21 protein-coding genes are annotated in these 24,084 nt (G+C 59.9%); 7 read left to right on the forward strand and 14 right to left on the reverse strand.

Annotated elements, in window-relative coordinates:
• Window positions 1-117: 117 nt before the first annotated feature.
• From lpdA to IEQ42_RS22870, 4 genes are read right to left on the reverse strand one after another with little or no spacing between them, the layout of a single operon-like run.
• The gene (lpdA, locus tag IEQ42_RS22855) at window positions 118-1,491 is read right to left on the reverse strand and encodes a dihydrolipoyl dehydrogenase (RefSeq protein ID WP_210705376.1); all 1,374 of its coding nucleotides are present in this window, start codon (window positions 1,489-1,491) and stop codon (window positions 118-120) included.
• 4 nt (window positions 1,492-1,495) lie between these two features.
• Entirely contained in the window at window positions 1,496-2,770 is a 1,275-nt protein-coding gene (locus tag IEQ42_RS22860; RefSeq protein WP_210705377.1) for a dihydrolipoamide acetyltransferase family protein, read from the reverse strand.
• A complete protein-coding gene (locus IEQ42_RS22865) occupies window positions 2,771-3,829 on the reverse strand; it encodes an alpha-ketoacid dehydrogenase subunit beta (RefSeq protein ID WP_042559684.1) in 1,059 nt (352 codons plus the stop codon). It abuts the gene before it with no gap.
• A gap of 1 nt (window position 3,830) precedes the next feature.
• Entirely contained in the window at window positions 3,831-5,066 is a 1,236-nt protein-coding gene (locus IEQ42_RS22870) for a 3-methyl-2-oxobutanoate dehydrogenase (2-methylpropanoyl-transferring) subunit alpha (protein WP_042559683.1), read from the reverse strand.
• Window positions 5,067-5,251: 185 nt separating this feature from the next.
• Between IEQ42_RS22870 and bkdR the strand changes: the two genes are divergently transcribed.
• Window positions 5,252-5,740, forward strand: coding sequence for a Bkd operon transcriptional regulator BkdR (gene bkdR, locus IEQ42_RS22875; protein ID WP_042559682.1), 489 nt, complete (start codon window positions 5,252-5,254; stop codon window positions 5,738-5,740).
• A gap of 27 nt (window positions 5,741-5,767) precedes the next feature.
• On the opposite strand, the gene IEQ42_RS22880 is transcribed toward bkdR, so the two are convergent.
• On the reverse strand, window positions 5,768-6,631 hold the full coding sequence (locus tag IEQ42_RS22880) for an MBL fold metallo-hydrolase (protein WP_042559681.1): 864 nt from the start codon (window positions 6,629-6,631) through the stop codon (window positions 5,768-5,770).
• 96 nt (window positions 6,632-6,727) lie between these two features.
• Here IEQ42_RS22880 and IEQ42_RS22885 point away from each other — a divergent pair, with 96 nt between their 5' ends.
• The 3 genes from IEQ42_RS22885 to IEQ42_RS22895 all read left to right on the forward strand — a co-directional run bounded on the left by IEQ42_RS22885 (window position 6,728) and on the right by IEQ42_RS22895 (window position 9,288).
• Window positions 6,728-7,069 (forward strand): ArsR/SmtB family transcription factor, encoded by a 342-nt coding sequence (locus IEQ42_RS22885; protein ID WP_150595589.1) that lies wholly within the window; start codon window positions 6,728-6,730, stop codon window positions 7,067-7,069.
• 164 nt (window positions 7,070-7,233) lie between these two features.
• Window positions 7,234-8,478 (forward strand): NAD(P)/FAD-dependent oxidoreductase, encoded by a 1,245-nt coding sequence (locus IEQ42_RS22890; RefSeq protein ID WP_210705378.1) that lies wholly within the window; start codon window positions 7,234-7,236, stop codon window positions 8,476-8,478.
• 9 nt (window positions 8,479-8,487) lie between these two features.
• Complete coding sequence (locus IEQ42_RS22895) at window positions 8,488-9,288, forward strand: sulfite exporter TauE/SafE family protein (RefSeq protein WP_210705379.1); 801 nt, start codon at window positions 8,488-8,490, stop codon at window positions 9,286-9,288.
• A 47-nt stretch (window positions 9,289-9,335) separates the two neighbouring features.
• Here the strand turns inward: IEQ42_RS22895 and IEQ42_RS22900 are convergent, their stop codons facing one another.
• From IEQ42_RS22900 to IEQ42_RS22925, 6 genes are all read right to left on the reverse strand, one after another.
• Window positions 9,336-10,616, reverse strand: coding sequence for a TRAP transporter large permease (locus tag IEQ42_RS22900; protein WP_210705380.1), 1,281 nt, complete (start codon window positions 10,614-10,616; stop codon window positions 9,336-9,338).
• Entirely contained in the window at window positions 10,616-11,143 is a 528-nt protein-coding gene (locus IEQ42_RS22905; protein ID WP_210705381.1) for a TRAP transporter small permease, read from the reverse strand. Before IEQ42_RS22905 ends, IEQ42_RS22900 begins: the two co-directional genes overlap by 1 nt.
• A 77-nt stretch (window positions 11,144-11,220) precedes the next feature.
• Window positions 11,221-12,192, reverse strand: coding sequence for a TRAP transporter substrate-binding protein (locus IEQ42_RS22910; protein ID WP_210705382.1), 972 nt, complete (start codon window positions 12,190-12,192; stop codon window positions 11,221-11,223).
• Between the two features lie 60 nt (window positions 12,193-12,252).
• On the reverse strand, window positions 12,253-13,146 hold the full coding sequence (locus IEQ42_RS22915; RefSeq protein ID WP_210705451.1) for an SMP-30/gluconolactonase/LRE family protein: 894 nt from the start codon (window positions 13,144-13,146) through the stop codon (window positions 12,253-12,255).
• Window positions 13,147-13,190: 44 nt separating this feature from the next.
• Window positions 13,191-14,015 (reverse strand): NAD-dependent epimerase/dehydratase family protein, encoded by an 825-nt coding sequence (locus IEQ42_RS22920; protein ID WP_210705383.1) that lies wholly within the window; start codon window positions 14,013-14,015, stop codon window positions 13,191-13,193.
• A 320-nt stretch (window positions 14,016-14,335) separates the two neighbouring features.
• A complete protein-coding gene (locus IEQ42_RS22925) occupies window positions 14,336-15,631 on the reverse strand; it encodes an OprD family porin (protein ID WP_210705385.1) in 1,296 nt (431 codons plus the stop codon).
• 320 nt (window positions 15,632-15,951) lie between these two features.
• Between IEQ42_RS22925 and IEQ42_RS22930 the strand changes: the two genes are divergently transcribed.
• Genes IEQ42_RS22930 through IEQ42_RS22940 form a run of 3 tightly spaced genes read left to right on the forward strand, consistent with a single transcriptional unit; the run spans window position 15,952 to window position 19,405 of the window.
• Window positions 15,952-17,607, forward strand: a complete 1,656-nt coding sequence (locus IEQ42_RS22930; protein WP_210705387.1) for an MFS transporter — start codon at window positions 15,952-15,954, stop codon at window positions 17,605-17,607.
• Window positions 17,604-18,746 carry an HlyD family secretion protein gene (locus IEQ42_RS22935; RefSeq protein ID WP_210705389.1) on the forward strand — a complete coding sequence of 381 codons (1,143 nt, stop codon included), beginning with the start codon at window positions 17,604-17,606 and terminating at the stop codon, window positions 18,744-18,746. The genes IEQ42_RS22930 and IEQ42_RS22935 overlap by 4 nt, the downstream gene beginning before the upstream one ends.
• A gap of 38 nt (window positions 18,747-18,784) precedes the next feature.
• Window positions 18,785-19,405, forward strand: coding sequence for a TetR/AcrR family transcriptional regulator (locus IEQ42_RS22940; RefSeq protein ID WP_042559668.1), 621 nt, complete (start codon window positions 18,785-18,787; stop codon window positions 19,403-19,405).
• Window positions 19,406-19,614: 209 nt separating this feature from the next.
• Here IEQ42_RS22940 and preA read toward each other — a convergent pair whose 3' ends face one another.
• The 3 genes from preA to hydA form a co-directional block, all read right to left on the reverse strand.
• Entirely contained in the window at window positions 19,615-20,889 is a 1,275-nt protein-coding gene (gene preA / locus IEQ42_RS22945) for an NAD-dependent dihydropyrimidine dehydrogenase subunit PreA (protein WP_210705390.1), read from the reverse strand.
• Window positions 20,890-22,257, reverse strand: a complete 1,368-nt coding sequence (locus IEQ42_RS22950) for an NAD(P)-dependent oxidoreductase (RefSeq protein ID WP_210705392.1) — start codon at window positions 22,255-22,257, stop codon at window positions 20,890-20,892.
• A gap of 156 nt (window positions 22,258-22,413) precedes the next feature.
• On the reverse strand, window positions 22,414-23,853 hold the full coding sequence (gene hydA / locus IEQ42_RS22955; RefSeq protein ID WP_210705393.1) for a dihydropyrimidinase: 1,440 nt from the start codon (window positions 23,851-23,853) through the stop codon (window positions 22,414-22,416).
• Between the last annotated feature and the right edge of the window lie 231 nt (window positions 23,854-24,084).

A 24,084-nucleotide genomic window follows, 5' to 3' on the forward strand; every position in this document is an offset into this window, starting at 1 on the left:
TCGTGTTGCCCTCAGGAATTCGCGAGCAGGCTCGCTCCCACAGGTGGAACCCATTTCAAATGTGGGAGCGAGCCTGCTCGCGAAGGGGCCTTCATGGCCATCCGCAAAAGTCCTGAATTACAGATGCAACGCATGCCCCAAAGCACGCAATGCCGCTTCCTGCACCGCTTCACCCAAGGTCGGATGCGCATGAATGGTGCCGCCGATGTCTTCCAGCCGCGCGCCCATTTCCAGGCTCTGCGCGAACGCCGTGGACAACTCCGAAACCCCGACACCCACCGCCTGCCAACCGACAATCAGATGATTGTCGCGACGCGCAACCACCCGCACGAAGCCGGTTTTCGACTCCAGGGTCATTGCGCGGCCATTGGCGGCGAACGGGAAGCTGGAAACGATGCAGTCGAGCCCGGCAGTTTTGGCCTCGTCCGGCGTCTTGCCGACCACCACCAGTTCCGGGTCGGTAAAGCACACGGCAGCGATGGCGGTCGGGTTGAATTCGCGGTTTTTGCCGCTGATCAGCTCGGCAACCATCTCGCCTTGCGCCATGGCGCGGTGGGCCAGCATCGGCTCTCCGCTGAGGTCGCCGATAGCGTAGACATTGCGCATGCTGGTCTGGCAGCGGCTGTCGATCTTGATCGCCGAGCCGTTCATGTCCAGATTCAGTGCTTCGAGGTTCCAGCCTTGCGTATTCGGTTTGCGACCGACGGCCACCAGCACCTGATCCGTTTCCAGATTCAGGGTGTCGCCGTTTGGATCGCGCACCTGCAAGGTACCGTCGAAACCCAGCACGCTGTGGTTCAGATACAGTTTCACGCCCAGTTGCTTCAGCGCTTCATGCACCGGTTGCGTCAGCTCAGCGTCATAGGCCGGCAGAATGCGCTCCTGCGCCTCGACCACGCTGACTTCAGCGCCAAGCTTGCGATAGGCAATGCCCAGCTCCAGACCGATATAACCACCGCCGACCACGACGAGACGTTTCGGTACGCTTTTCGGCGCCAGCGCTTCGGTGGAGGAGATGATCGGTCCGCCAATCGGCAGGATCGGCAGGTTGACACTGGTCGAACCGGTGGCCAGCACCAGATGCTCGCACTGAATGCGCGTGTCGCCGACTTCAACGGTTTTGCCGTCGATGACTTTGGCCCAGCCGTTGATGACTTGAATCTTGTTCTTCTTCAGCAATGCGGCGACGCCGGTGGTCAGGCGATCAACAATGCCGTCCTTCCACTCGACGCTTTTGCTGATATCGAGGGTCGGCGCCGCAACGCTGATACCCAGTGCCGAATGCTGGTTGTGCTGCTGGGTCTGATGAAACTGCTCAGCCACGTGGATAAGCGCTTTCGACGGGATGCAGCCGATGTTCAAGCAAGTGCCGCCCAGCGATTGGCCTTCGACCAGAATGGTCTGAATGCCCAGTTGCCCGGCGCGAATCGCCGTGATGTAGCCGCCGGGGCCGCCGCCAATGATCAGCAGCGTGGTGTTCAAGGTTTGCATTGCATCACTCCACAAACAGCGTTGCGGGTTGTTCGAGCAGGCCACGAATGGCCTGGATGAAGAGCGCCGCGTCCATGCCGTCGACCACGCGGTGATCGAAGGAGCTGGAGAGGTTCATCATCTTGCGGATCACTACCTGGCCTTTGACGACCATCGGACGTTCGACGATTTTGTTGACGCCGACGATCGCCACTTCCGGCAGATTCAGCACCGGCGTGCTGACGATGCCGCCCAACGCACCGAGGCTGGTCAGGGTGATGCTCGAGCCGGACAGTTCATCGCGGCTGGCCTTGCCGTTGCGGGCGGCGTTGGCCAGGCGCGAAATTTCTGCAGCGCTGTCCCACAGGCTGCGCGCTTCGGCGTGACGCACCACCGGCACCATCAGGCCGACATCGCTTTGCGTGGCGACCCCGACATGCACGGCGCCGAGGCGAGTGATGACCTGGGCTTCGTCGTCGTAACGGGCGTTCATCTGCGGGAAGTCGCGCAGGGCCACCACCAGTGCGCGGACGAGGAACGGCAGCAAGGTCAACTTGCCACGGCTGGCGCCGTGTTTTTCGTTCAAATGCGCGCGCAGTTCTTCAATCGCGGTGACGTCGATTTCTTCCACGTAGCTGAAGTGAGCGGCACGTTGAGTGGCGTCTTGCATGCGCTGGGCAATCTTGCGGCGCATGCCGATCACTTGAATCTGTTCTTCGTCGTTGCGCTGGGCGTAAGCGGCGGCGACTGGCGCTTGAGCGTTGGACTGACCTTGCGCCAGATAGGCATCGAGGTCTTCGTGCAATACGCGACCGGCCGGGCCACTGCCACGCACCAGACGCAATTGAATGCCCAGATCCAGCGCGTGTTTGCGCACGGCCGGGGAGGCCAGCGGACGCTCATTCGCCTCACGGGCAACCATCGGGCCCTGACAAACGGCAGCCGAGCGCGGTGCAGCGGCGGCGGATTTGGTCTCTACGACAGCTTCGACTTTCGGTGCAGCAGGTTCCTTGACAGCAACCGGAGCCGGCGCCGCCGATTCTTTCAGATTGCCCGCGCCTTCCACTTCAATGCTGATCAGCACGCTGCCGACCGCCATCACTTCACCCGGCTGACCACCGAGCGCAATCACCTTGCCGTGCACCGGCGAAGGAATATCGACCATCGCCTTGTCGGTCATGACATCGGCCAGCACCTGATCTTCAACCACCAGATCGCCAACCTTGACGTGCCATTGCGACAGTTCTACTTCTGCGATGCCTTCGCCAATGTCCGGCATCTTGATAACGTGCGTGCCCATTCAGACCTCCATGACCCGTTTCAAAGCCGCGCCCACTCGGGACGGGCCAGGGAAATACGCCCACTCTTGCGCGTGCGGGTAGGGGGTGTCCCAACCGGTGACGCGTTCGATCGGCGCTTCCAGGTGATGGAAGCAGTGCTCTTGCACCAGCGACACCAACTCGGCGCCGAAACCGCAGGTGCGGGTGGCTTCGTGGACCACCACGCAGCGGCCGGTTTTCTTTACCGATTTGACGATGGTTTCCAGGTCCAGCGGCCACAGGCTGCGCAGGTCGATGACTTCGGCATCGACGCCGCTTTCTTCAGCGGCCACTTGCGAGACATAAACGGTGGTGCCATAGGTCAGCACGGTCACGTCCTTGCCCGGACGGGTGATCGCGGCGACGTCCAGCGGCACGGTGTAGTAGCCGTCCGGAACCTGCGCGGCAGGATGTTTCGACCACGGGGTTACCGGGCGGTCGTGGTGGCCGTCGAACGGGCCGTTGTACAGGCGTTTTGGTTCGAGGAAGATCACCGGGTCATCGTTTTCGATGGAGGCGATCAGCAAACCTTTGGCGTCATACGGGTTGGACGGCATGACCGTGCGCAGGCCGCAGACCTGAGTGAACATCGCCTCGATGCTCTGGCTGTGGGTCTGGCCACCGTAGATGCCACCACCGCACGGCATGCGCAGGGTCATCGGTGCGGTGAACTCGCCAGCCGAGCGATAGCGCAGACGCGCCGCTTCGGAAATGATCTGGTCGGACGCCGGGTAGACGTAGTCGGCGAACTGGATCTCGGCCACCGGACGCAAACCGTAAGCGCCCATACCGACGGCAACGCCGACGATGCCGCTTTCGGAAATCGGTGCGTCGAACACCCGCGACGAGCCATATTTGGTCTGCAGGCCTTCGGTGCAACGGAACACGCCGCCGAAGTAACCGACGTCCTGACCGAATACCACCACGTTGTCGTCACGTTCAAGCATCACATCCATGGCCGAGCGCAGAGCCTGGATCATGGTCATGGTGGTCGTGGTCATGGCGGTTTCCAGCTGAATATTGTTGTTGTGATCGTTCATCTCAGACCCCCAACTGCTGACGCTGGCGCTTCAAGTGCTCCGGCATCTCTTTGTAGACGTCTTCGAACATGGTCGCGGCGCTTGGAATCTGGCCACCGGCGAGGGTGCCGTACTGCTCGGCCTGTTTCTGCGCGGCAATCACTTCGGCTTCGAGTTCGGCGCTGACGGCGGCGTGCTCTTCATCGGACCAGTGGCCGATCTTGATCAGGTGCTGCTTGAGACGCGCGATCGGGTCGCCGAGCGGGAAGTGGCTCCAGTCATCGGCAGGACGATATTTCGATGGATCGTCGGAGGTCGAGTGCGGGCCGGCGCGGTAGGTGACCCATTCGATCATGGTCGGGCCGAGGTTGCGGCGGGCGCGCTCGGCGGCCCAGGCAGAAGCCGCGTAGACCGCGTAGAAGTCGTTACCGTCAACACGCAGTGAGGCAATGCCGCAACCGACGCCGCGTCCGGCGAATGTGGTGGCTTCACCGCCAGCGATGGCCTGGAAGGTCGAAATCGCCCACTGATTGTTGACCACATTGAGGATCACCGGCGCCCGATAAACGTGGGCGAAGGTGAGGGCGGTGTGGAAGTCCGATTCGGCAGTGGCGCCGTCGCCGATCCAGGCCGAAGCAATTTTGGTGTCGCCCTTGATCGCCGAGGCCATGCCCCAGCCCACGCCCTGAATGAACTGGGTGGCGAGGTTGCCGGAAATGGTGAAGAAGCCGAAGTCCTTGACTGAGTACATGATCGGCAGTTGACGGCCCTTGAGCGGGTCGCGCTCGTTGGACAACAACTGGCAGATCAGGTCGACCAGCGGCACGTCGCGCGCCATCAGAATGCTTTGCTGACGGTAGGTCGGAAAACACATGTCGTCGACGTTCAACGCCAGCGCCTGAGCGCTGCCAATGGCTTCTTCGCCAAGGCTCTGCATGTAGAACGACATCTTTTTCTGACGCTGGGCGACCACCATGCGGTTGTCGTAGATGCGCGTCTTGAGCATGGCGCGCATGCCTTTGCGCAGGATCTCGACCGGCACGTTTTCAGCCCATGGGCCGAGGGCGTTGCCCTGATCGTCGAGCACGCGAATCAGGCCTCGCGCCAGGTCGGCGGTGTCGGCGGGTTCAACGTCGATGGAAGGTTTGCGCACCGTACCGGCATCGGTCAGATGCAGGTAGGAAAAGTCGGTTTTGCAGCCTGGACGGCCCGAGGGTTCAGGGACGTGCAGACGCAGCGGTTCGTACGCTTGGGTCATGGCTTCTACGCTCGATCTTGTGAATTTCTTGTAGTGAGCTGGCAGTCATTCTTCGCTGGAAGAAATCTTGTCCTACAACAATCATAGGCGCGGGCAAGAAGAATATTTCTCTCTGTTTCGTTGCGCTGGCGATGATTTGCAGATAAAAAATCTGCATAAACATAAAAAATAGGTAGTTTTGTCTCATGCGCAAACTGGACCGTACCGATATCGGCATTCTCAACAGCCTTCAGGAGAATGCGCGCATCACCAACGCCGACCTCGCTCGCTCGGTAAACCTGTCGCCAACCCCGTGTTTCAACCGGGTCAAGGCAATGGAAGAATTGGGCCTGATTCGCGAGCAAGTCACGCTGCTCGACGCCGATCTGCTGGGCCTGCATGTCAACGTGTTCATTCACGTCAGCCTGGAGAAGCAGGTGGAGGAGGCATTGCAGCATTTCGAGGAGGCGATTTCCGATCGCCCCGAGGTGATGGAGTGCTACCTGATGGCCGGCGACCCGGACTATCTGATCCGGGTTTTGGTGCCGTCCATCCAATCGCTGGAGCGGTTCATGATGGACTTTCTGACCAAAGTGCCGGGGGTGGCGAATATCCGGTCGAGCTTCGCGCTCAAGCAGGTGCGCTATAAAACAGCGTTGCCGTTGCCGGCGAATGGGTTGACGCTGGGTGTCTGAAAGGCAAGATCGGACGATCTTTTGACGTTAAAGCTTGTTGATCGGAATCTTCAGATAAACCACGCCATTGTCTTCCGCCGCCGGAAAATTCCCCGCCCGCACATTTACCTGAATCGCCGGCAGCAACAGCGTCGGCATGCCCAGCCCGGCATCACGCTTGGTGCGCATCTCGACGAACGCCGCTTCATCAATGCCGTCATGCACATGAATGTTGCTTTTACGCTGCTCGCCAACGGTGGTCTGGCAGTGGGCCTCGCGGCCCTCTGGCGGGTAGTCGTGGCAGACGTAGAGTTTCACGCTGGCAGGGAAGGCCAGCAGTTTGTGAATCGAGTTGAACAGTTGATGGGCATTGCCGCCGGGGAAGTCGCAGCGCGCAGTGCCCACATCCGGCATGAACAGCGTGTCACCGACCAGAATCTGCTCGCCGTCGATCAAGTAGGCCATGTCCGCCGGTGTATGCCCCGGCACATGCAGCGCCGTGGCTTTGAGGTTGCCGATGGTGAATGATTCGTTCGGCGCGAACAGGTGATCGAACTGCGAGCCATCGACACAGAATTCCGGCTCGAGATTGAACAACGCCTTGAACACGTTCTGCACTTTGCTGATCGACTCGCCAATCGCGATCTTGCCCCCCAGTTCCCGGCGCAGATAGGGCGCGGCGGACAGGTGATCGGCGTGGGCGTGGGTTTCCAGTAACCATTGCACTTGCAAGTCATGTGCGCGGACAAACGCAATGATCCGGTCAGCCTGAGCGGTGCAGGTGCGGCCGGCGGCGCCATCGTAGTCGAGCACCGGGTCGACGATTGCGCATTGTCCGCCGTCGGCCTCGTAAACCACGTAGCTGTAGGTCGAGGAGGCGGGGTCAAGAAAGGCTTCAATCAACGCGGTCATGGACATGAACCTGTGCAAGGGTGGAAAAGTCAGTTGCAACACTTTATGTAAAAACATAATGTTCGCAGCTTAAGTGACGTTGAAGGCATCATGCAAATGCAATCCAGTCTGACCGAATGTGAAGTCGCCCAATTGCGCGCCTCGGCCTCCAAGGCCTGTTCGCTGCTCAAGGCCATGGCCAATGAAGATCGTCTGTTGATCCTCTGTCAGCTGACCCAGGGCGAGCGCAATGTCGGCGAACTGGAAAAGATGACCGGCGTGCGTCAACCGACGCTGTCCCAGCAACTGGGCATTTTGCGCGATGAGGGATTGGTCGGGACCCGTCGTGAGGGCAAATACATCTTCTACGGGCTGGCCAGTCCTGAAGTGATTCAGGTGATGAAAACATTGTCCGGCCTCTATTGTGGCGCCGTGCTCAAGAGCCTGGGTCATCAATAAATATCCGCCAACACACCACATTCCCTGTAGGAGCTGGCTTGCCAGCGATGAGGATTTTTCATTCGATATTGATGGCGACTGACACTCCGCCATCGCTGGCAAGCCAGCTCCCACAGGTTTTGTGTATGACGGGTAACCTTGCGTGCAGCTATAAGGAACAAGCAATGAACGTTCAACACTGTGGCCCATCCATCAGTGCAGACATCGTGGTCATCGGCGGCGGCACTGCCGGTATCGCCTTCGTCGCCAGCCTGCTCAAGCGCGACCCGCACTTGAACATCACCGTCATCGAACCGAGCTCCCAGCATTACTACCAACCGGCGTGGACGCTGGTCGGTGGCGGCGCTTATGACGTGAAAGATACCGTTCGACCGATGAGCAAAGTCATGCCGCGCCAGGCCACCTGGATTCAAGCGGCGGTCACCCAAATCGACGCGGACAACCGCCAGCTCAGCCTCAGCGATCAACGCAGTGTCAGCTATCAAAACCTGATCGTCTGCCCAGGCCTGCGTCTGGCCTGGGAGAAAATCGAAGGCTTGCAAGACAGCCTCGGCCAGCACGGCGTCACCTCCAATTACAGCTATCAGCACGCGCAGTACACCTGGGATCAGGTGCAGAAACTGCGCGGCGGCAAGGCGCTGTTCACTCAGCCGGCAATGCCGATCAAATGCGCTGGCGCCCCACAAAAAGCGCTATACCTGTCCTGCGACCACTGGCTTAAAAGCGGCGTGCTGAACAACATCAATGTCGAATTCAATCTGGCAGGCGCCGCGTTGTTCGGCGTGGCCACGTTCGTGCCGCCGCTGATGAAATACATCGAGAAGTACAACGCGCAATTGGCGTTCAACGCGAATCTGGTCAAGGTCGACGGCCCGGCGAAAACCGCGTGGTTCGAGATCAAGGACGCCGACGGCAACGTCACCCGCGAAGCGAAAACCTTCGATCTGTTGCACGTCGTGCCGCCGCAGGTTTCGCCGGAGTTCATCGCGCAAAGCACATTGGCCGACGCCGCTGGCTGGTGCGAAGTCAATCCGCACAGCCTGCAGCATCCGCGTTATCCCGAGGTGTTTGCACTGGGCGATATCTGTGGCACCAGCAACGCGAAAACTGCAGCGGCAGTGCGCAAGCAAGTTGTGGTGGTCGCACAGAACCTGCTGGCCCTGCGCAAGCAACAACCGCTGCCGTTGAAATACGACGGCTACGGTTCCTGCCCGCTGACGGTGGAGAAGGGCACGGTGATCCTCGCCGAGTTCGGTTATGCCGGTAAATTGCTGCCGACCTTCGCCCTGGACCCGACCGTGCCACGTCGGTCGGCATGGTGGTTGAAGGCAACCTTGCTGCCGTGGTTCTACTGGAACGGCATGCTCAAAGGTCGCGAATGGCTGACCAGCCTGTCCAAGGTCGATTGAGAAAACCCTATGTTGCTGGCAAGTCTGTTTGGCGTGGTGATGGGGTTGGTCCTCGGGTTGACCGGGGCCGGCGGCGGAATTCTTGCGGTACCGGCGCTGGTGCTCGGGCTCGGCTGGACGATGACGCAAGCGGCGCCAGTGGCGTTGTTTGCCGTCGGCAGTGCGGCGGCGGTCGGCGCGATCGATGGCTTGCGTCATGGTCTGGTGCGTTATCGCGCGGCGCTATTGATTGCTGCACTCGGCGCGGTGTTTTCGCCGCTGGGGATCTACTTCGCGCATCAGTTGCCAGAGAAGATCCTGATGATTCTGTTCAGCCTGCTGATGGTCATGGTGGCCTGGCGCATGCTGCGGTGCGAGCGTCAGCAGGAGGGGCCGAGTGATCATGGCCACGCCAGTTGGGGCCAGAAGAATTGCATGCTCGATGAAGAGACCGGACGCTTCGACTGGACGGCCAAATGCACTGCAACCCTGGCGGCATTGGGTGCGGTGACGGGCGTGGTTTCAGGATTGTTGGGCGTGGGTGGCGGCTTCTTGATCGTGCCGGCGTTCAAGCAGCTGACCGATGTGCAGATGCGCGGCATCGTTGCCACGTCATTGATGGTGATCAGCCTTATTTCGGCGATCGGCGTGATCGGTGCGTTTCATGCCGGCGTGCGGATCGACAGCCTGGGTGCGGCGTTCATTGTCGCCAGCGTTGTCGGCATGATCATCGGGCGCAAGCTCTGCGCAAGGGTGCCGGCACGTGCGTTGCAGGTGGGGTTTGCGAGTGTGTGTCTGGTGGTGGCGGGGTATATGTTGTTGCGGGCTTGAGGGAAACCCTGTGGCGAGGGAGCAAATCCCTCGCCACAAGTACTGCGTTACAACACCAGATGCGGCAGCCACAACGAAATCGCCGGCACGTACGTTACCAGCAGTAAAACCATGAACAGCACCGCATAGAACGGCAGCAGCGCTTTGACGGTGCTCTCGATGCTGACCTTGCCCACCGCCGAGCCGACAAACAGCACGGCGCCCACCGGCGGTGTTATCAATCCGATCCCGAGGTTGACCAGCATGATCATGCCGAACTGCACCGGGTCGACGCCAATGCCGAGAATCACCGGCATCAGGATTGGCGTGAGGATCAGGATCAGCGGCGCCATGTCCATCACCGTGCCGAGCAACAGCAGCATGACGTTGATGCACATCAGGATCACGTAGCGGTTGTCCGACAGGGTCAGGAACAGCGTGGTGATCTTCGCCGGAATCTGCATCAGGGTCATGATGTAGCCGAAGCTCGCGGCAAAACCGATCAGGATCATCACGATCGAAATCGTCCGCACCGTGCGGTGCATCAGCTTGGGCAGTTCACTCCACTTGTAGTCGCGGTAGATGAACATGGTCACGAAGAACGACCACAGCACCGCGATGGCAGCCGATTCGGTGGCAGTGAAAATCCCCGACAGGATGCCGCCGAGGATGATCACCATCGCCATCAAACCCCACAACGCTTCGCCGCAGATTTTCAGGGCCTGGCGCATCGGGATGACTTCGCCTTTGGGATAGTCGCGTTTACGCGCGAAAATCAGGCACAGCACCATCAGGCACGCGCTCATCAACAGGCCGGGAACCACGCCGGCCATGAACAGCGATGCGATGGACACGGTACCGCCGGCGGCCAGCGAGTAAAGCACCGAGTTGTGGCTAGGCGGGGTCAACAGCGCTTGCACGGAGCCGCTGACGGTCACCGCCGTGGAGAAATCACGCGGGTAACCTTTGCGCTCCATTTCCGGGATCAGCACCGAACCCACAGAAGCGGTGTCGGCTACCGACGAACCGGAAATGGCGCCGAAAAACGTCGACGCCACGATATTGACCAGCGACAGGCCACCACGCACGAACCCGACGAGCACACCGGCAAACGCCACCAGGCGCCGGGACATGCCGCCCTCGGCCATGATCGCCCCGGCCAGAACAAAGAACGGAATCGCCAGCAGCGAGAATTTGTTCACCCCGCCCGCGACCTGGATCATCAGGGCCTGAAACGGAATGTCGATCCACCATGCGCCGATCAGCGCCGACAGCCCGAGGGCGTAGGCGACCGGCATGCCGATCAGTATCAGTACGATAAAACTGCCCAGCAAAATCAATGCGCCCATCAGGCAGCCCCTTCGTTTTCTTCAACCAGATCGAACCGCACCACGCGGCGATTGCTCTGGTCACCCAGCAACAGTTTTTCCACGACGAAAATCAATGTCAGCGCGCCGCCAATCGGGATCGGCATGTAAGTGATGCCCACGCGCAGTGTAGGAATGGCGCTCATGAACTGGTTCCAGGTCGACAGGCACAGCTTGGCGCCCCAGATGGTCATGAACAGGCAGATGATGCCCATCAATATCTGGGAAACGATGCTCATGATTCTGCGCATGTTCGGGTTCAGGCGATCAGTAACCATGGCCACGGCCATGTGTGCACCGGCGCGATAACTGGCGGCAGCGCCGATGAAGGTGAAAACCATCATCAGCAAGATGGCGGTGGGCTCCGGCCAGCTCGAACCGGTGCCCAGGATGTACCGGGCAAACACGCCCCAGGGGATGATCAGGGAAATGGTCAGCACCGACAGACCGGCGACCCAGATGCAGGCCATGTAGATCCGGTCATTGATGCTCAGCAGTAGATTCTTCATCGGGTTCCACCGTAACCGGGCAGGCGCTGACACCAAACGAGGTCAGCGCTGCCGGGCCTTTCATTGAGGACAGAGAGTTACTGAACGGCTTCGATGCGCTTGATCAGGTCGGCATAAGGCGCGCCGTACTTCTCGCGGACCGAGGCGGTGGCCTCGTAGAAGGGTTTTTTGTCGACGGTGATGAACTCCACGCCGGCAGCCTTGAGTTTCTCTTCGCTGCTGGTGGACTTGGCATCCCACAACGCGCGTTCCTCGGCCTGCGCGGCTTTGGCTGCTTTCTTGACCAGTACTTGTTGATCGGGAGTCAGTTTTTCCCAGGTGATTTTCGACATCACGATGGGCTCGGGCAGAATCAGGTGACCGGTCAGGCTGTAGTACTTGGCGTTCTGGAAATGGTTGTGTTCGAGCAGGGTCGGCGGGTTGTTTTCCGCGCCGTCGATCACCCCTGTTTGCAGGGCACTGAAGATCTCGCCAGTGTCCATCGCGATGCCGTTGCCGCCCATGGCGTTGATGGTGTCGATGAACATCGGATTGCCTTGCACGCGAATCTTCATACCCTTGAGGTCTTCGAGTTTGCGCACCGGTTTTTTGGTGTAGATGTTGCGCGTACCGCCGTCCATCCAGGCCAGGGCGACCAGACCGAATTCGGAATTGGTGATCTTGTCGAGAATTGCATCGCCGACTTCGCCGTCAATGACGGCGCGCATATGCGCCTGATCGCGGAAGATGAATGGCATGTTGAACACGTTCACATCCGGTACGACCGGGCCGACGATGCCGAGGCTGACCCGTGTCATCTGTATCGCGCCGACCTGCGCCTGTTCGATGACCTCTTTCTCCGAGCCGAGCACACCGCCCGGGAAATACTTGAAGGTCAGGTCGCCATTGGTTTCCTTGGTCAGGGCATCGCCCATGCTTTTTTCGGCGACAACCGTTGGATAACCGGCGGGGTGGATGTCGGCGAATTTGATTTCCAGCGCGTGAGCGGCGCTGCTGAGGGTGAAGGCCAGCGGAAGTGCAGCGGCGAGCAAGGTGCGTTTGAAGTCCATGGGGGTGTCTCCAGTCTTGTTATTTTTGTGTTCAAGGCACAGCGGTGCAGCAGAGGCGGGTTAAAGCAAATCGTTGAAAAGAGGCTCCGGCAGGCCTTTGACGCCGGGGTTCAGGGCGAACACGCCGCCGGCCAGAGACTGCGGGTCGTGGTCATCGCCGGAACGGATCGAAGCGACAAACAGGGTGTCCATTCGGGCGCCACCAAAGGCACACATGGTCGGTTTCTTCACCGGCACTGGCAGCGAATAATCAAGGCGTCCATCGGGGGTGAAACGGTGGACAAGGCCGGCGTCGTTGGCGCAGATCCAGTAGCAACCGTCGGCATCGACCGCCGCGCCATCGGGGCGGCCGCAGTGCTGATTCATGTCGACGAAGACGCGACGGTTCGACGGTGTGCCGCTGCCACTGTCGTAATCGAAAGCCCAGATCAGTTGCACGTTGGGATGCGAGTCGGACAAGTACATGGTTTTGCCATCGGGGCTGAAGCCGAGACCGTTGGGTACGATGAAACCGTCGAGTTGCGCGTCGATCACACCGGACTCGGCGGCGCCGTAGCGATAGAGCCGACCTTCGGGCGCGTTCAAACCCATGTTCAGCACCATGCTGCCCGCCCAGAAACGGCCCTGGCGGTCACAACGACCATCGTTGAGGCGCATGTCTTCGCGGCTGTGTTCGACCGTGGCGAGCAATTCGCTGTCGAGGCTGCCGTCCGCGTTCGGGTGCAGGCGGAAAAAACCGGTTTCCATGCCCGCAACCCAGCCACCACGGCTGTGTGGGGCGATGCAGGCGAGCATTTGCGGGGCTTTCCAGGCGTGAACATGCCCGGTGTCGGCGCTCCAGCGTTGCAGGCCGCCGTTGGGAATATCCACCCAATAGAGGGCGTTTTCCTGCGGCACCCAGACCGGGCTTTCACCGACCGCGTTGCGGGCGTCGACGATCAATTCGGCTTGCATACTCATTCCCTTGGTTCTTGTTGGAGGGGGATCAAGTGGACAGGTCAGTCACCAAACGGGCCGGCCGCAACGAAAGCGCCGCCCTGATAAATGCGCGCCGGGTCATCGGCGGCCGGCATCGGCTGTGCCTCGACTTTTTCGCGGAACACTTCAGAGCTGTCCTTGGCTTCGAAGCCGAGGTGGCTGGCCAGGCGGTTGTCCCACCAGACGTCCTTGTTGTTGGACATGCCATACACCACGGTGTGGCCGACATTCGGTGTGTACAACGAGCGTTCGAGCAATTGGGTGAGGTCGTCGAAGCTCAGCCAGGTGTGCATCATTCGGCGATTCTGTGGCTCCGGGAACGAGGAGCCGATGCGAATGCTCACGGTCTCGATGCCGTAGCGATCGAAGTAGAAACTGGCCATGTCCTCGCCGTAGGACTTGGACAAGCCGTAGTAACCATCGGGGCGGCGGGCGGAGCTGGCGTCGAGCGGTTCGTCCTGTTTGTAGAAGCCGATGACGTGGTTGGAACTGGCGAAGATCACCCGTTTTACGCCATGTCGGCGCGCGGCTTCATAGATGTGGAAGACGCCGCAGATGTTGGCGCCGAGAATCTCTTCGAACGGTCGTTCAACGGACACACCGCCGAAATGCAGGATCGCGTCGACGCCTTCGACCAGTTGATGCACAGCGTTTTTGTCGGCGAGATCACACAGCACGACTTCTTCGCGATCATCCACGGCCGGGGCGAGCGCAGCGATGTCAGACAAACGCAGCACATTGGCGTAAGGCCGCAGACGTTCGCGCAATACTTTGCCCAGGCCGCCAGCGGCACCGGTCAGCAGCAGGCGATTGAATGGGGCGCGTGAGGTAGAGGTGGACGTCATGGCAATCCCTGAACTCGTTGTTATTAGGTTTGTTGTAGGTTGTCGTATGACTGCGCTGAAGTATCGGTAGGGTTTCCGGATCTTGTCAACGCGACTTTTGTTGTAAATGACGGAAGGGCTGATTACCCGGTTCTCGCCTGACAATGCGATCTCTGCAGGAGTGAGCCTGCTCGCGATCGCGCAGTGTCTATCAACAGCAATGTTGAATCTGCTGCCCTCATCGCTGGCAACCAGCAATGGGGCGGTTCAGGCAACATTTGCATTGACTGACATGACGCCATCGCGAGCAGGCTCGCTCCCACAGAGAAAGGGCGGATGCCTTACAACAACGATATCGGATAGCTGATAAAGAGCCGGTTCTCATCGAACTCGTTGGTGCTGAAGTCTCGGCGAATAGTCGCGTTGCGCCATTTCACATTGAGATTTTTCAGTGGCCCGCTCTGTACGGTGTAGGCCAGTTCCGACTCGCGTCCCCATTCCTTGCCATCGCTGGTGGTGGCGGTGTGGACGTTATCGCCGCTGATGTAGCGGTTCATCATGGTCAGACCGGGAACGCCGAGAGCGACGAAATTGTAGTCATGGCGAACCTGCCAGGAGCGTTCCTTGGCGTTGTCATAGCTGGCGTTGTAACTGTCGTTGGCCAGGGTGCCACCGCTGGTGCCGTTGACGCGCATCCATGCATCGTCGCCGCCGAGTTTCTGCAGGCCGACGTAGAAGGTATTGCCGCCGTATTTGGCCGAAAGCAGGGCGAATGCGGTTTTGTTGTCGAGATCGCCGGCCTGCGCGCTGCCGTCCTCCTTGCCGGTGAAGAAACCGAGGTTGGCGCCCAGCGTCCAGTCGCCGATTGGCTGGCTATGGCTGAGGTTGAAGTATTGCTGCTGGTAGATGTCGGTAAGTTCGGCGTACCAGACGCCGACCTGGGTGCGCTTGTCGTTGAAGGCGTATTCACCACCGCCGAAGTTGAAGCGGTCGGACGTGAACGCGCCGCGGCCGTTCATCGACATGTCTTCCATGCTCGCGTCGTTGCGCGGGCTGTTGCCGCGGAACTGGCCGCCGTACAGGCTCAAGCCGTTGATCTCGGTGGATGTGATCTGGCCACCGCGAAAGGTCTGCGGCAGGGAGCGGCCATCATCGGAACGCAGGATCGGCAGCACCGGCATCCACTCGCCGACCTTCAATTCGGTCTTCGACACCTTGGCTTTCAACGCCACACCGAGGCGACCGAAATTGTCTGCCGGGCGCCCGTCATCGTGGATCGGCAGCAGCTGTGTACCGCCAGTGCCTTTGCCACCATCGAGCTTTTGCGAGTACAGCCCGAGCATGTCTATGCCGAAACCCACGGTGCCTTGGGTGAAGCCGGACCTGGCATCGAGAATGAAGCTCTGCGTCCACTCTTCAGCCTTGCCCTGAGCATTGTTCGGGTTGGTGAAATTGCGGTTGAAGTAGGCGTTGCGCAGGTTCAGCGTGGCTTTGCTGTCTTCGAGAAAGCCTTCGGCGCCGGCGCTCATGGGCAAGGCGAGAACAAGACTGCTGCAGCCGATCAGGCTGAGGGTGGCACGAGGACAAGTGACGCTAAAGCGGGAAGGGCGGACGGAATTGCGGGCGATTGTGCTCACTGTGACGCTCCCTGGATCATTGTTGTTTTTATTATTGTTATACGTCGTCGTACAACATGAGGGCGGATATTTCCTAGGTTTCACTGGAAAGTCAACAGGAAGTTATACGATGACTCGTTCTAGGTGAAAATCGCCCATTCAACATAGAACCCTGTGGGAGCTGGCTTGCCAGCGATAGCGGTGTGTCAGTACACAAAGATGCCGGATCTGCCGGCCTCATCGCTGGCAAGCCAGCTCCCACAGGGTTTTTTGTTGTCCATGGAATGTGCTGTCAGCGGTTTTGCGGCAAACTTCGTTCATCTCCCGCACAAGGCTTTTCAATGGATCAATACGCCCCGCGCAACTGGCAGCCTCACGAGAAGCCCAGTTTGCCCGGTTCCCCCTCGACGCCACTGCACTCCAATCCCAAGCGACTGGCTTATGCGCTGGTGGGTTTGCTGGTGGCGGTGACTGGCGGTTTGGGTAATTCGCTGGTGGTCGCCAACCTGATTTACCTGCAGGGCGCGCTCGGTGCGACCACGGCGGAGATGGCCTGGCTGCCGGCGGCGTATGTGATGACCAACGTCTCGATGAACCTGCTGCTGGTCAAGTTTCGTCAGCAGTTCGGTTTGCGTGCGTTCACCGAGGTGTTTCTGGTGCTGTATGCGCTGGTGACCTTCGGCCATTTATTCGTCAACGATCTGAACTCGGCAGTGGCGGTGCGTGCGGCGCACGGTATGGTCGGCGCGGCGTTGAGCTCCCTGGGTTTGTATTACATGGTCCAGGCGTTTCCGGCGAAATGGCGGATGAAAGCGCTGGTGCTCGGCCTCGGCAGCTCGCAATTGGCTTTGCCGCTGGCGCGATTGTTTTCCGAAGATTTGTTGCAGATTGCCGAATGGCGCGGGCTGTACCTGTTCGAATTGGGCATGGCACTGCTTTCGCTGGGTTGTGTTTTGCTGCTCAAACTGCCGCCCGGAGACCGCTTCAAGACCTTCGAAAAACTCGACTTTCTCACCTTCGCGATTCTGGCCAGCGGTGTGGCGTTGCTCTGCGCGGTGCTGTCGCTGGGGCGCATCGACTGGTGGCTGGAGGCCGACTGGCTCGGCGTCGCCCTGGCCGGTTCGATCGCGTTGATCCTCACCGGCCTGGCCATCGAACACAACCGCAGCAACCCGTTGTTGATGACGCGCTGGCTCGGCAGCGGGGTGATGATTCGTCTGGCGCTGGCGGTGATCCTGATTCGCATGGTCACCTCGGAGCAATCCACCGGTGCGGTCGGCTTCATGCAAAACCTCAACATGAGCAGTCAGCAGTTGCACAGCCTCTACGTGGTGATGATGATCGGCAGCGTCGCCGGGTTGTTGACCAGTGCGCTGACGATCAACCCGAAACACCTGCTCATGCCGCTGATTATTTCGCTGGCATTGATGGCCACAGGCTCGGTGATGGACAGTTTCTCCAACAACCTGACCCGTCCGCAAAACATGTATTTCAGCCAGTTTTTGCTGGCGTTCGGCAGTACGTTTTTCCTCGGCCCGACCATGGTTCTCGGCACCCGCAATGTGCTGACCAATCCACGCAATCTGGTGAGTTTTTCCGTGCTGTTCGGGATCTGCAATAACCTCGGCGGCCTGATCGGCGCGGCGCTGCTCGGCACCTTTCAGATCGTCCGGGAAAAATTTCATTCCAGCCACATCGTCGAGCACCTGACGTTGTCTGATCCGTTAGTGGCCGCGCGGGTGCAGAGCGGCGGCTCGGCGTACGGCTCGCTACTGGCCGACCCGAGCCTGCGCAATCTGGCCGGGATTCGCAGCCTGGCCAATGCCGCGACGCGCGAAGCCAACGTGCTGGCCTATAACGATGTGTTCATGCTTATCGCGGTGATCGCGGTGCTGACCATGATCTGGATTTCCATTCGCGCACTGTGGCTGATGAGCACCACCAAAGCCGTCGCCCCTGCGCCTCCCGTATCTTCCAGCGGTGCCACAACTTCATGACCGAACCGACCACCACAACCACCAATGCCATCGCCGCCACCCCGGAAGGCGTTGCGCCGCCATCCTCGCCAGGCACCGAACCGCGTTCACTGCGAGTACGGATCATCTCTTCATTGGGTTTTGCCGCGGTTGCCATTGTCGGCGTATTGATCGTGCTGTATGCCTGGCAGTTGCCGCCGTTCAGCAGTGCCGTCGAGACCACTGAAAACGCCCTGGTGCGCGGGCAGGTGACGATCATTGGCCCCCAGCTCGCGGGCTATGTTTATGAAGTGCCGGTGCAGGATTTCCAGTTCGTGAAGGCCGGTGATCTGCTCGTGCGTCTGGATGACCGCATCTATCAGCAACGCCTCGACCAATCGCTGGCGCAACTGGCGGTGCAGAAGGCCGCCCTGGCCAACGTGGTGCAGCAACGCAACAGCGCCGAAGCGACGATCAAGTTGCGTCAGGCAGTGGTCGCCGACAGCGAAGCGCAGTTACGCAAAAGTGCGGCCGATCTGCGCCGTAACAAGGAACTGGTGAGAGACGGCTCGGTGTCCAAACGTGAGATGGACGTGGCACTGGCGGCCGACGCGCAAAGTATCGCGGCCGTCGCCCAGGCCAAGGCCAATCTGGAAATCGCCCGTCAGGACCTGCAAACGGTGATCGTCAATCGCGGCTCACTCGAGGCCGCTGTCGCCAGCGCCGACGCCGCCGTGCAACTGGCGCGGATCGACCTGTCGAACACGCGCATCGTCGCCCCGCGCGACGGCCAGCTCGGGCAGATCGGCGTGCGTCTCGGCGCTTACGTCAACTCCGGGGCGCAGTTGATGGCGTTGGTGCCGAACCAGAAATGGGTGATCGCCAACATGAAGGAAACCCAGATGAACAACGTGCGGGTCGGGCAACCGGTGCACTTCACCGTCGACGGGTTGAACCACCGCAAATTCACCGGGCATGTGCAGCATATTTCGCCGGGCACCGGTTCTGAATTTGCCTTGTTGCAGGCGGACAATGCGACAGGCAATTTCGTCAAAATCGCCCAGCGAGTGCCGGTGCGCATCACCATTGATCCCGATCAGCAGGAAGAAGAAAGATTGCGGCCGGGGATGTCGGTGGTGGTAAGTATTGATACGGCGGCGGGGAATACCCAGCCGCATTGACCAACAGTCTTCGAAAACGTTGTTGTCAGGGAGCCCACATGGGCAATCACAAGATCGAGATTCGCCGCAGTAACGTCGAAAAAATCCTCCTCGGCGCGGAAAAGGTCTTCGCCGAAAAAGGCTTCGGCAGCACCGCCATGGCCGACATTGCCGCGGAGGTGCAACTGCCGCGTTCCAATCTGCATTACTACTTCAGCACCAAGAGTGAGTTGTACAGCGCGGTGCTGTTTGATCTGCTGGAAGTGTGGAAGCAGGACGCATTGTGCTTCGAGATGTTCGATGACCCGCGGGTGGTGCTAAGCAGCTATATCCGCGCCAAGATGAACCACTCGCGCAGCCGGCCGTATGGCTCGAAAGTCTGGGCCAATGAAATCATTCATGGTGCGCCGACGCTGGGTGAGGCGCTGGATGTCAGCCTGTATGACTGGGCGAAGATGAAGGAAGCGAAGATCCGTCAGTGGGTTGAAGACAAGCGCATCTTGCCGGTTGAGCCGTCGAGCCTGCTGTACATGATCTGGGCGTCGACCCAGCATTACGCCGACTTTGATCATCAGGTGAATATCCTGAACGATCACCAGCCGTTGTCGGATATGCAATTCGAGCGGGCGGTGCAGACGGTGACGAGTGTGATTTTGCGCGGGATCGGGTTGGAGCCCTAAATCAAAAGCTGACCCTCACCCCAGCCCTTTCCCGGAGGGAGAGGGGGCCGACCGTGGTGTCTGGCGAGCTACGTCGACCTGAAATACCAACGCGATTATGGATTCGCAGCAAATCGTTCAAGTCGGTGTATAGCGCCAATATCCCCCAATCAGTCCCCTCTCCCTTTGGGAGAGGGTTAGGGTGAGGGGCTCCTGGATCTGCAGATGACCTAGACGGCAACGTGATACGGATTCCGCGGATCATGATTCCAGTCCAGAAACGGCTTGCCCGTCTCCATCGGCACCATCTCGATGCAGTCCGCTACCGGGCAGGTGATCTGGCACAGATTGCAGCCGACGCACTCATCATCGATCACTTCATATTTATGCGTGCCATCGGCCTCGCGAACACTGCTGATCGCCTGATGTGAAGTGTCCTCGCAAGCAATGTGGCAACGCCCGCAACCAATGCAAGCCTCCTGATCGATCTTCGCAATCACCTGATAGTTGATGTCCAGGTACTTCCAGTCCGTGGTGTTGCCCACCGCACGCCCGGAAAACTCGGCGATGCTGGCGTAACCCTGACTGTCCATCCATCGTGACAGACCGTCCTTCATCTCCTCGACAATCCGAAAACCATGCAGCATCGCCGCCGTGCACACCTGCACCGCGCCGCTGCCCAACGCCATGAATTCCGCTGCATCACGCCAACTGCCGATGCCGCCGATGCCGCAGATCGGCAGGCCTTGGGTCAGTGGATCGCGGGCAATTTCCGCAACCATGTTCAGCGCAATCGGTTTCACCGCTGAGCCGCAGTAACCGCCGTGGGTGCTCTTGCTGCCGACGGTGGGCAGGGCGACCATGTGTTCCAGATCGACGCTGGTGATCGAGTTGATGGTGTTGATCAGTGACACCGCATCCGCGCCACCGCGATGCGCTGCGCGGGCGGCGACGCGGATGTCGGTGATGTTTGGCGTCAGCTTCACGATCACCGGCAGCGAGCAGTAAGTCTTGCACCAGCGCGTCACTTGTTCGACGTACTCGGGCACCTGACCGACCGCCGCACCCATGCCGCGCTCCGGCATGCCGTGGGGGCAGCCGAAGTTGAGTTCGATGCCATCGGCCCCGGTGGCTTCCACCAGCGGCAGAATGTATTTCCACGATTCCTCAACACACGGCACCATCAGCGACACGATCATCGCCCGGTCCGGCCAATCCTTTTTCACCTGAGTGATTTCGCGCAGGTTGATCTCCAGCGAGCGGTCGGTGATCAACTCGATGTTGTTGATGCCCAGCACTTCGCGGTTGTTGCCGTAGTGCGCCGAGTAACGCGACGATACGTTGACCGCCGCCGGGTCCTCGCCCAGGGTTTTCCAGACCACGCCGCCCCAGCCCGCCTCGAAGGCGCGAACCACGTTGTAGGCTTTGTCGGTCGGCGGCGCGGAGGCCAGCCAGAATGGGTTAGGGGCTTTGATGCCGGCGAAGACTATCGAGAGATCGGCCATTTACGCAGCCTCCACGTTAAGCATCAGTTGAGCGTTGATCGCCTCGGCGGCGAGCTTGCCGTGTTGCACCGCTTGCACCGTCAGGTCCTGATCGAGGCTGGTGCAGTCGCCACCGGCATACACGCCGGGAATGCTGGTGCGCAGGTTTTCATCAACCTGAATCCGTTCGCCCTGACGCTTGAGTTCACGGGCCATCGGGTCGGCGAGGGCGCTGCCGTCGAAGGATTGACCGATGGCTTTGAAGATCGCATCGGCCGCCAGGTCGAAGGTTTCCCCGGTGGTTTGCAGACGCCCGTCGACCAGATCCGTGCGGGCGAAACGCATGCCGCGCACGCGGCCCTGATCATCGAGCAGCACCTCTTCCGGTTGCGCCCAGGTCAGCAGGCGCACCTGATTGGCTTTGGCGATGTCCTGCTCATGGCCGGTGGCGCCCATGTCCGCTGCGCCGCGGCGATACACCAGATTCACATCACGGGCACCGAGGCGAGCCATTTGCACCGCCATGTCGATCGCGGTATTGCCGGCGCCAAGGACGATGCAGCGCTCGGCCAGCGGCAGTTGCGTCAGGTCATCGGCCTGACGCAGTTCGCGGATGTAGTCGGTGGCCGCGAGCAGGCCGGGGGCGTCTTCGTGGGCCAGGCCCAGTTGTTTGCTGGCGTTGAGGCCGAGGCCGAGGAACACCGCGTCGAACTGTTGATGCAATTCACTGAGGGTCAGGTTTTCGCCGAGTTTTTGCCCATGGCGGATTTCGATGCCGCCGATTTGCAGGAGGAAATCCAGTTCCTTCTGCGCGTAATCGTCGACCAGTTTGTACTTGGCGATCCCGTATTCATTGAGCCCGCCAGCCTTTTCCCGCGCCTCGAAAATCACCACATCGTGACCGTGCATGGCGCTGCGATGGGCGCAGGACAAACCCGCCGGCCCGGCGCCCACCACCGCGATGCGCTTGCCGGTCGCAGCGGCGCGCTGGAACGGGTGTTCGGTGAAGTGCGCGTTGTCCACGGCGTAGCGTTGCAACAGGCCGATCAGCACCGGTGCGCATTCCTGGGCGTTGTTGCGCACGCAGGCTTGCTGACAGAGGATTTCGGTCGGACAGACCCGCGCGCAACTGCCGCCGAGGATGTTCGCCGAAAGGATTTTCTGCGCAGCACCGGGCACGTTGTCCTGATGGATGTTGCGGATGAATGAGGGAATATCGATCTCGCTCGGGCACGCATTGACGCACGGCGCGTCGTAGCAATACAGGCAACGCGACGCTTCCAGATGGGCCTGGCGAGCATTGAGCGGCGGCGCCAGATCGCTGAAATGACCGGCGAGGGCGGCCGCGCTTTCGTGCGGGTGGGGGAGATGGTTCAGGGTCTCGATCACGGGTTATGGCCTCACGGTTATTTGAGGTGCTGCCTCTGATGGGCATTGGTTTTTGTGTTGCCTGGACTGGCCTCTTCGCGAGCAGGCTCGCTCCCACAGGGGAAAGCATTTCAAATGTGGGAGCGAGCCTGCTCGCGAAGGCCGAAGGCCTGGATTTCAGCGTTTCACAGCAGTCGGTTTATGCAACTCAGCCCGCTTGCTCAGCAAATCAAACACCGCCGGATACGCCGGTCGTTCGATGTACCGTCCGGCACCCCGTTCGGCGCGCAAGTCGCCATCGGCCCAGACCACCCGGCCCTGGCTGACGGTATGGCTCGGCACACCGCGCACGGTCTTGCCTTCGAAGATGTTGAAGTCCACCTGCTGATGGTGGGTCTTGGCGGAAATGGTGCGCGTGCCTTGCGGATCCCACAGCACCAGATCGGCATCGGCGCCGACGCGAATCGCGCCTTTGCGTGGGTAGAGGTTGAAGATCTTCGCGGTGTTGGTGGAGGTCAGCGCGACAAAATCCTGCATCGAAAAACGCCCGGTATTGACCCCTTCATCCCATAACAGCGCCATGCGGTCTTCGATGCCGGCAGTGCCGTTGGGGATCTTGCTGAAGTCGTCGCGCCCGGCGGCTTTTTGCTCGGCGCAGAAACAGCAGTGGTCGGTGGCGGTGGTGTGCAGATTGCCGTTTTGCAGACCATTCCACAGCGCTTCCTGATGGCCGCGTGGACGAAACGGCGGACTCATCACGTAACCGGCGGCGGTCTGCCAGTCCGGATGTTGGTAGACGCTGTCATCCAGCAATAGATGGCCGGCCAGAACCTCGCCGTAAACCGGTTGGCCCTTGCTGCGCGCATAGGTGATTTCGTCGAGGGCTTCCTTGGTCGAAACGTGCACCAGATACAACGGCGTGCCGATTGTTTCGGCAATGCGAATGGCCCGGCTCGCCGCTTCACCTTCAACCTGCGATGGACGAGACAGTGGATGCGCTTCCGGCCCGGTGATGCCCTGGGCCATCAATTTGCGTTGCAGGTGATAAACCAGCTCGCCGTTTTCTGCGTGCACGGTCGGCACCGCGCCGAGTTCCAGGCAGCGCTCGAAACTCGCCACCAGCGTGTCGTCGGCGGCCATGATCGCGTTCTTGTAGGCCATGAAGTGCTTGAAGCTGTTGATCCCGTGATGGCTGACCAGCTCGGCCATTTCCTCGCGTACCTGCTCGCTCCACCAGGTGATCGCGACATGGAAGCCGTAGTCCGACGCCGATTTTTCCGCCCAGCCACGCCACTGATGAAACGCCTCCATCAACGACTGCTGCGGATTGGGAATCACGAAATCGATGATTGACGTGGTGCCGCCGGCCAGACCCGCAGCGGTGCCGCTGAAGAAGTCTTCGCTGGCCACGGTGCCCATGAACGGGAGTTGCATATGAGTGTGTGGATCGATGCCGCCGGGCATCAGGTATTGACCGCTGCCGTCGAGCACTTCGGCGCTGGCGGGAACATCAAGGTTTTCACCGATGGCTTTAATCACGCCGTCAGCGCAATAGACGTCGGCGCGATAACTTTCATCATGGGTAACAACGGTGGCGCCACGGATCAACAGAGACATTCCGAGTTCCTCGCAGGCATGACCGACTTGTGCCGGTTCTAAATGTTTTATTGAAGTACAGCGGCGAAGGGCGTATTCCTGTCATCGCTGTCAGGAATAGAAACTAGCCTCAGTTTTACAATAGATCAAGATTATTTTTTATAAGCTTATATCTTGATTAACTTACTGATAATTAACGAAAAACAATCAAAATCACCAAAATGGTGAGCCTGCTCACCATTTTGACGCACT

The sequence above is a fragment of the Pseudomonas iridis genome, assembly GCF_017980685.1.
GTDB lineage: Bacteria > Pseudomonadota > Gammaproteobacteria > Pseudomonadales > Pseudomonadaceae > Aquipseudomonas > Aquipseudomonas iridis.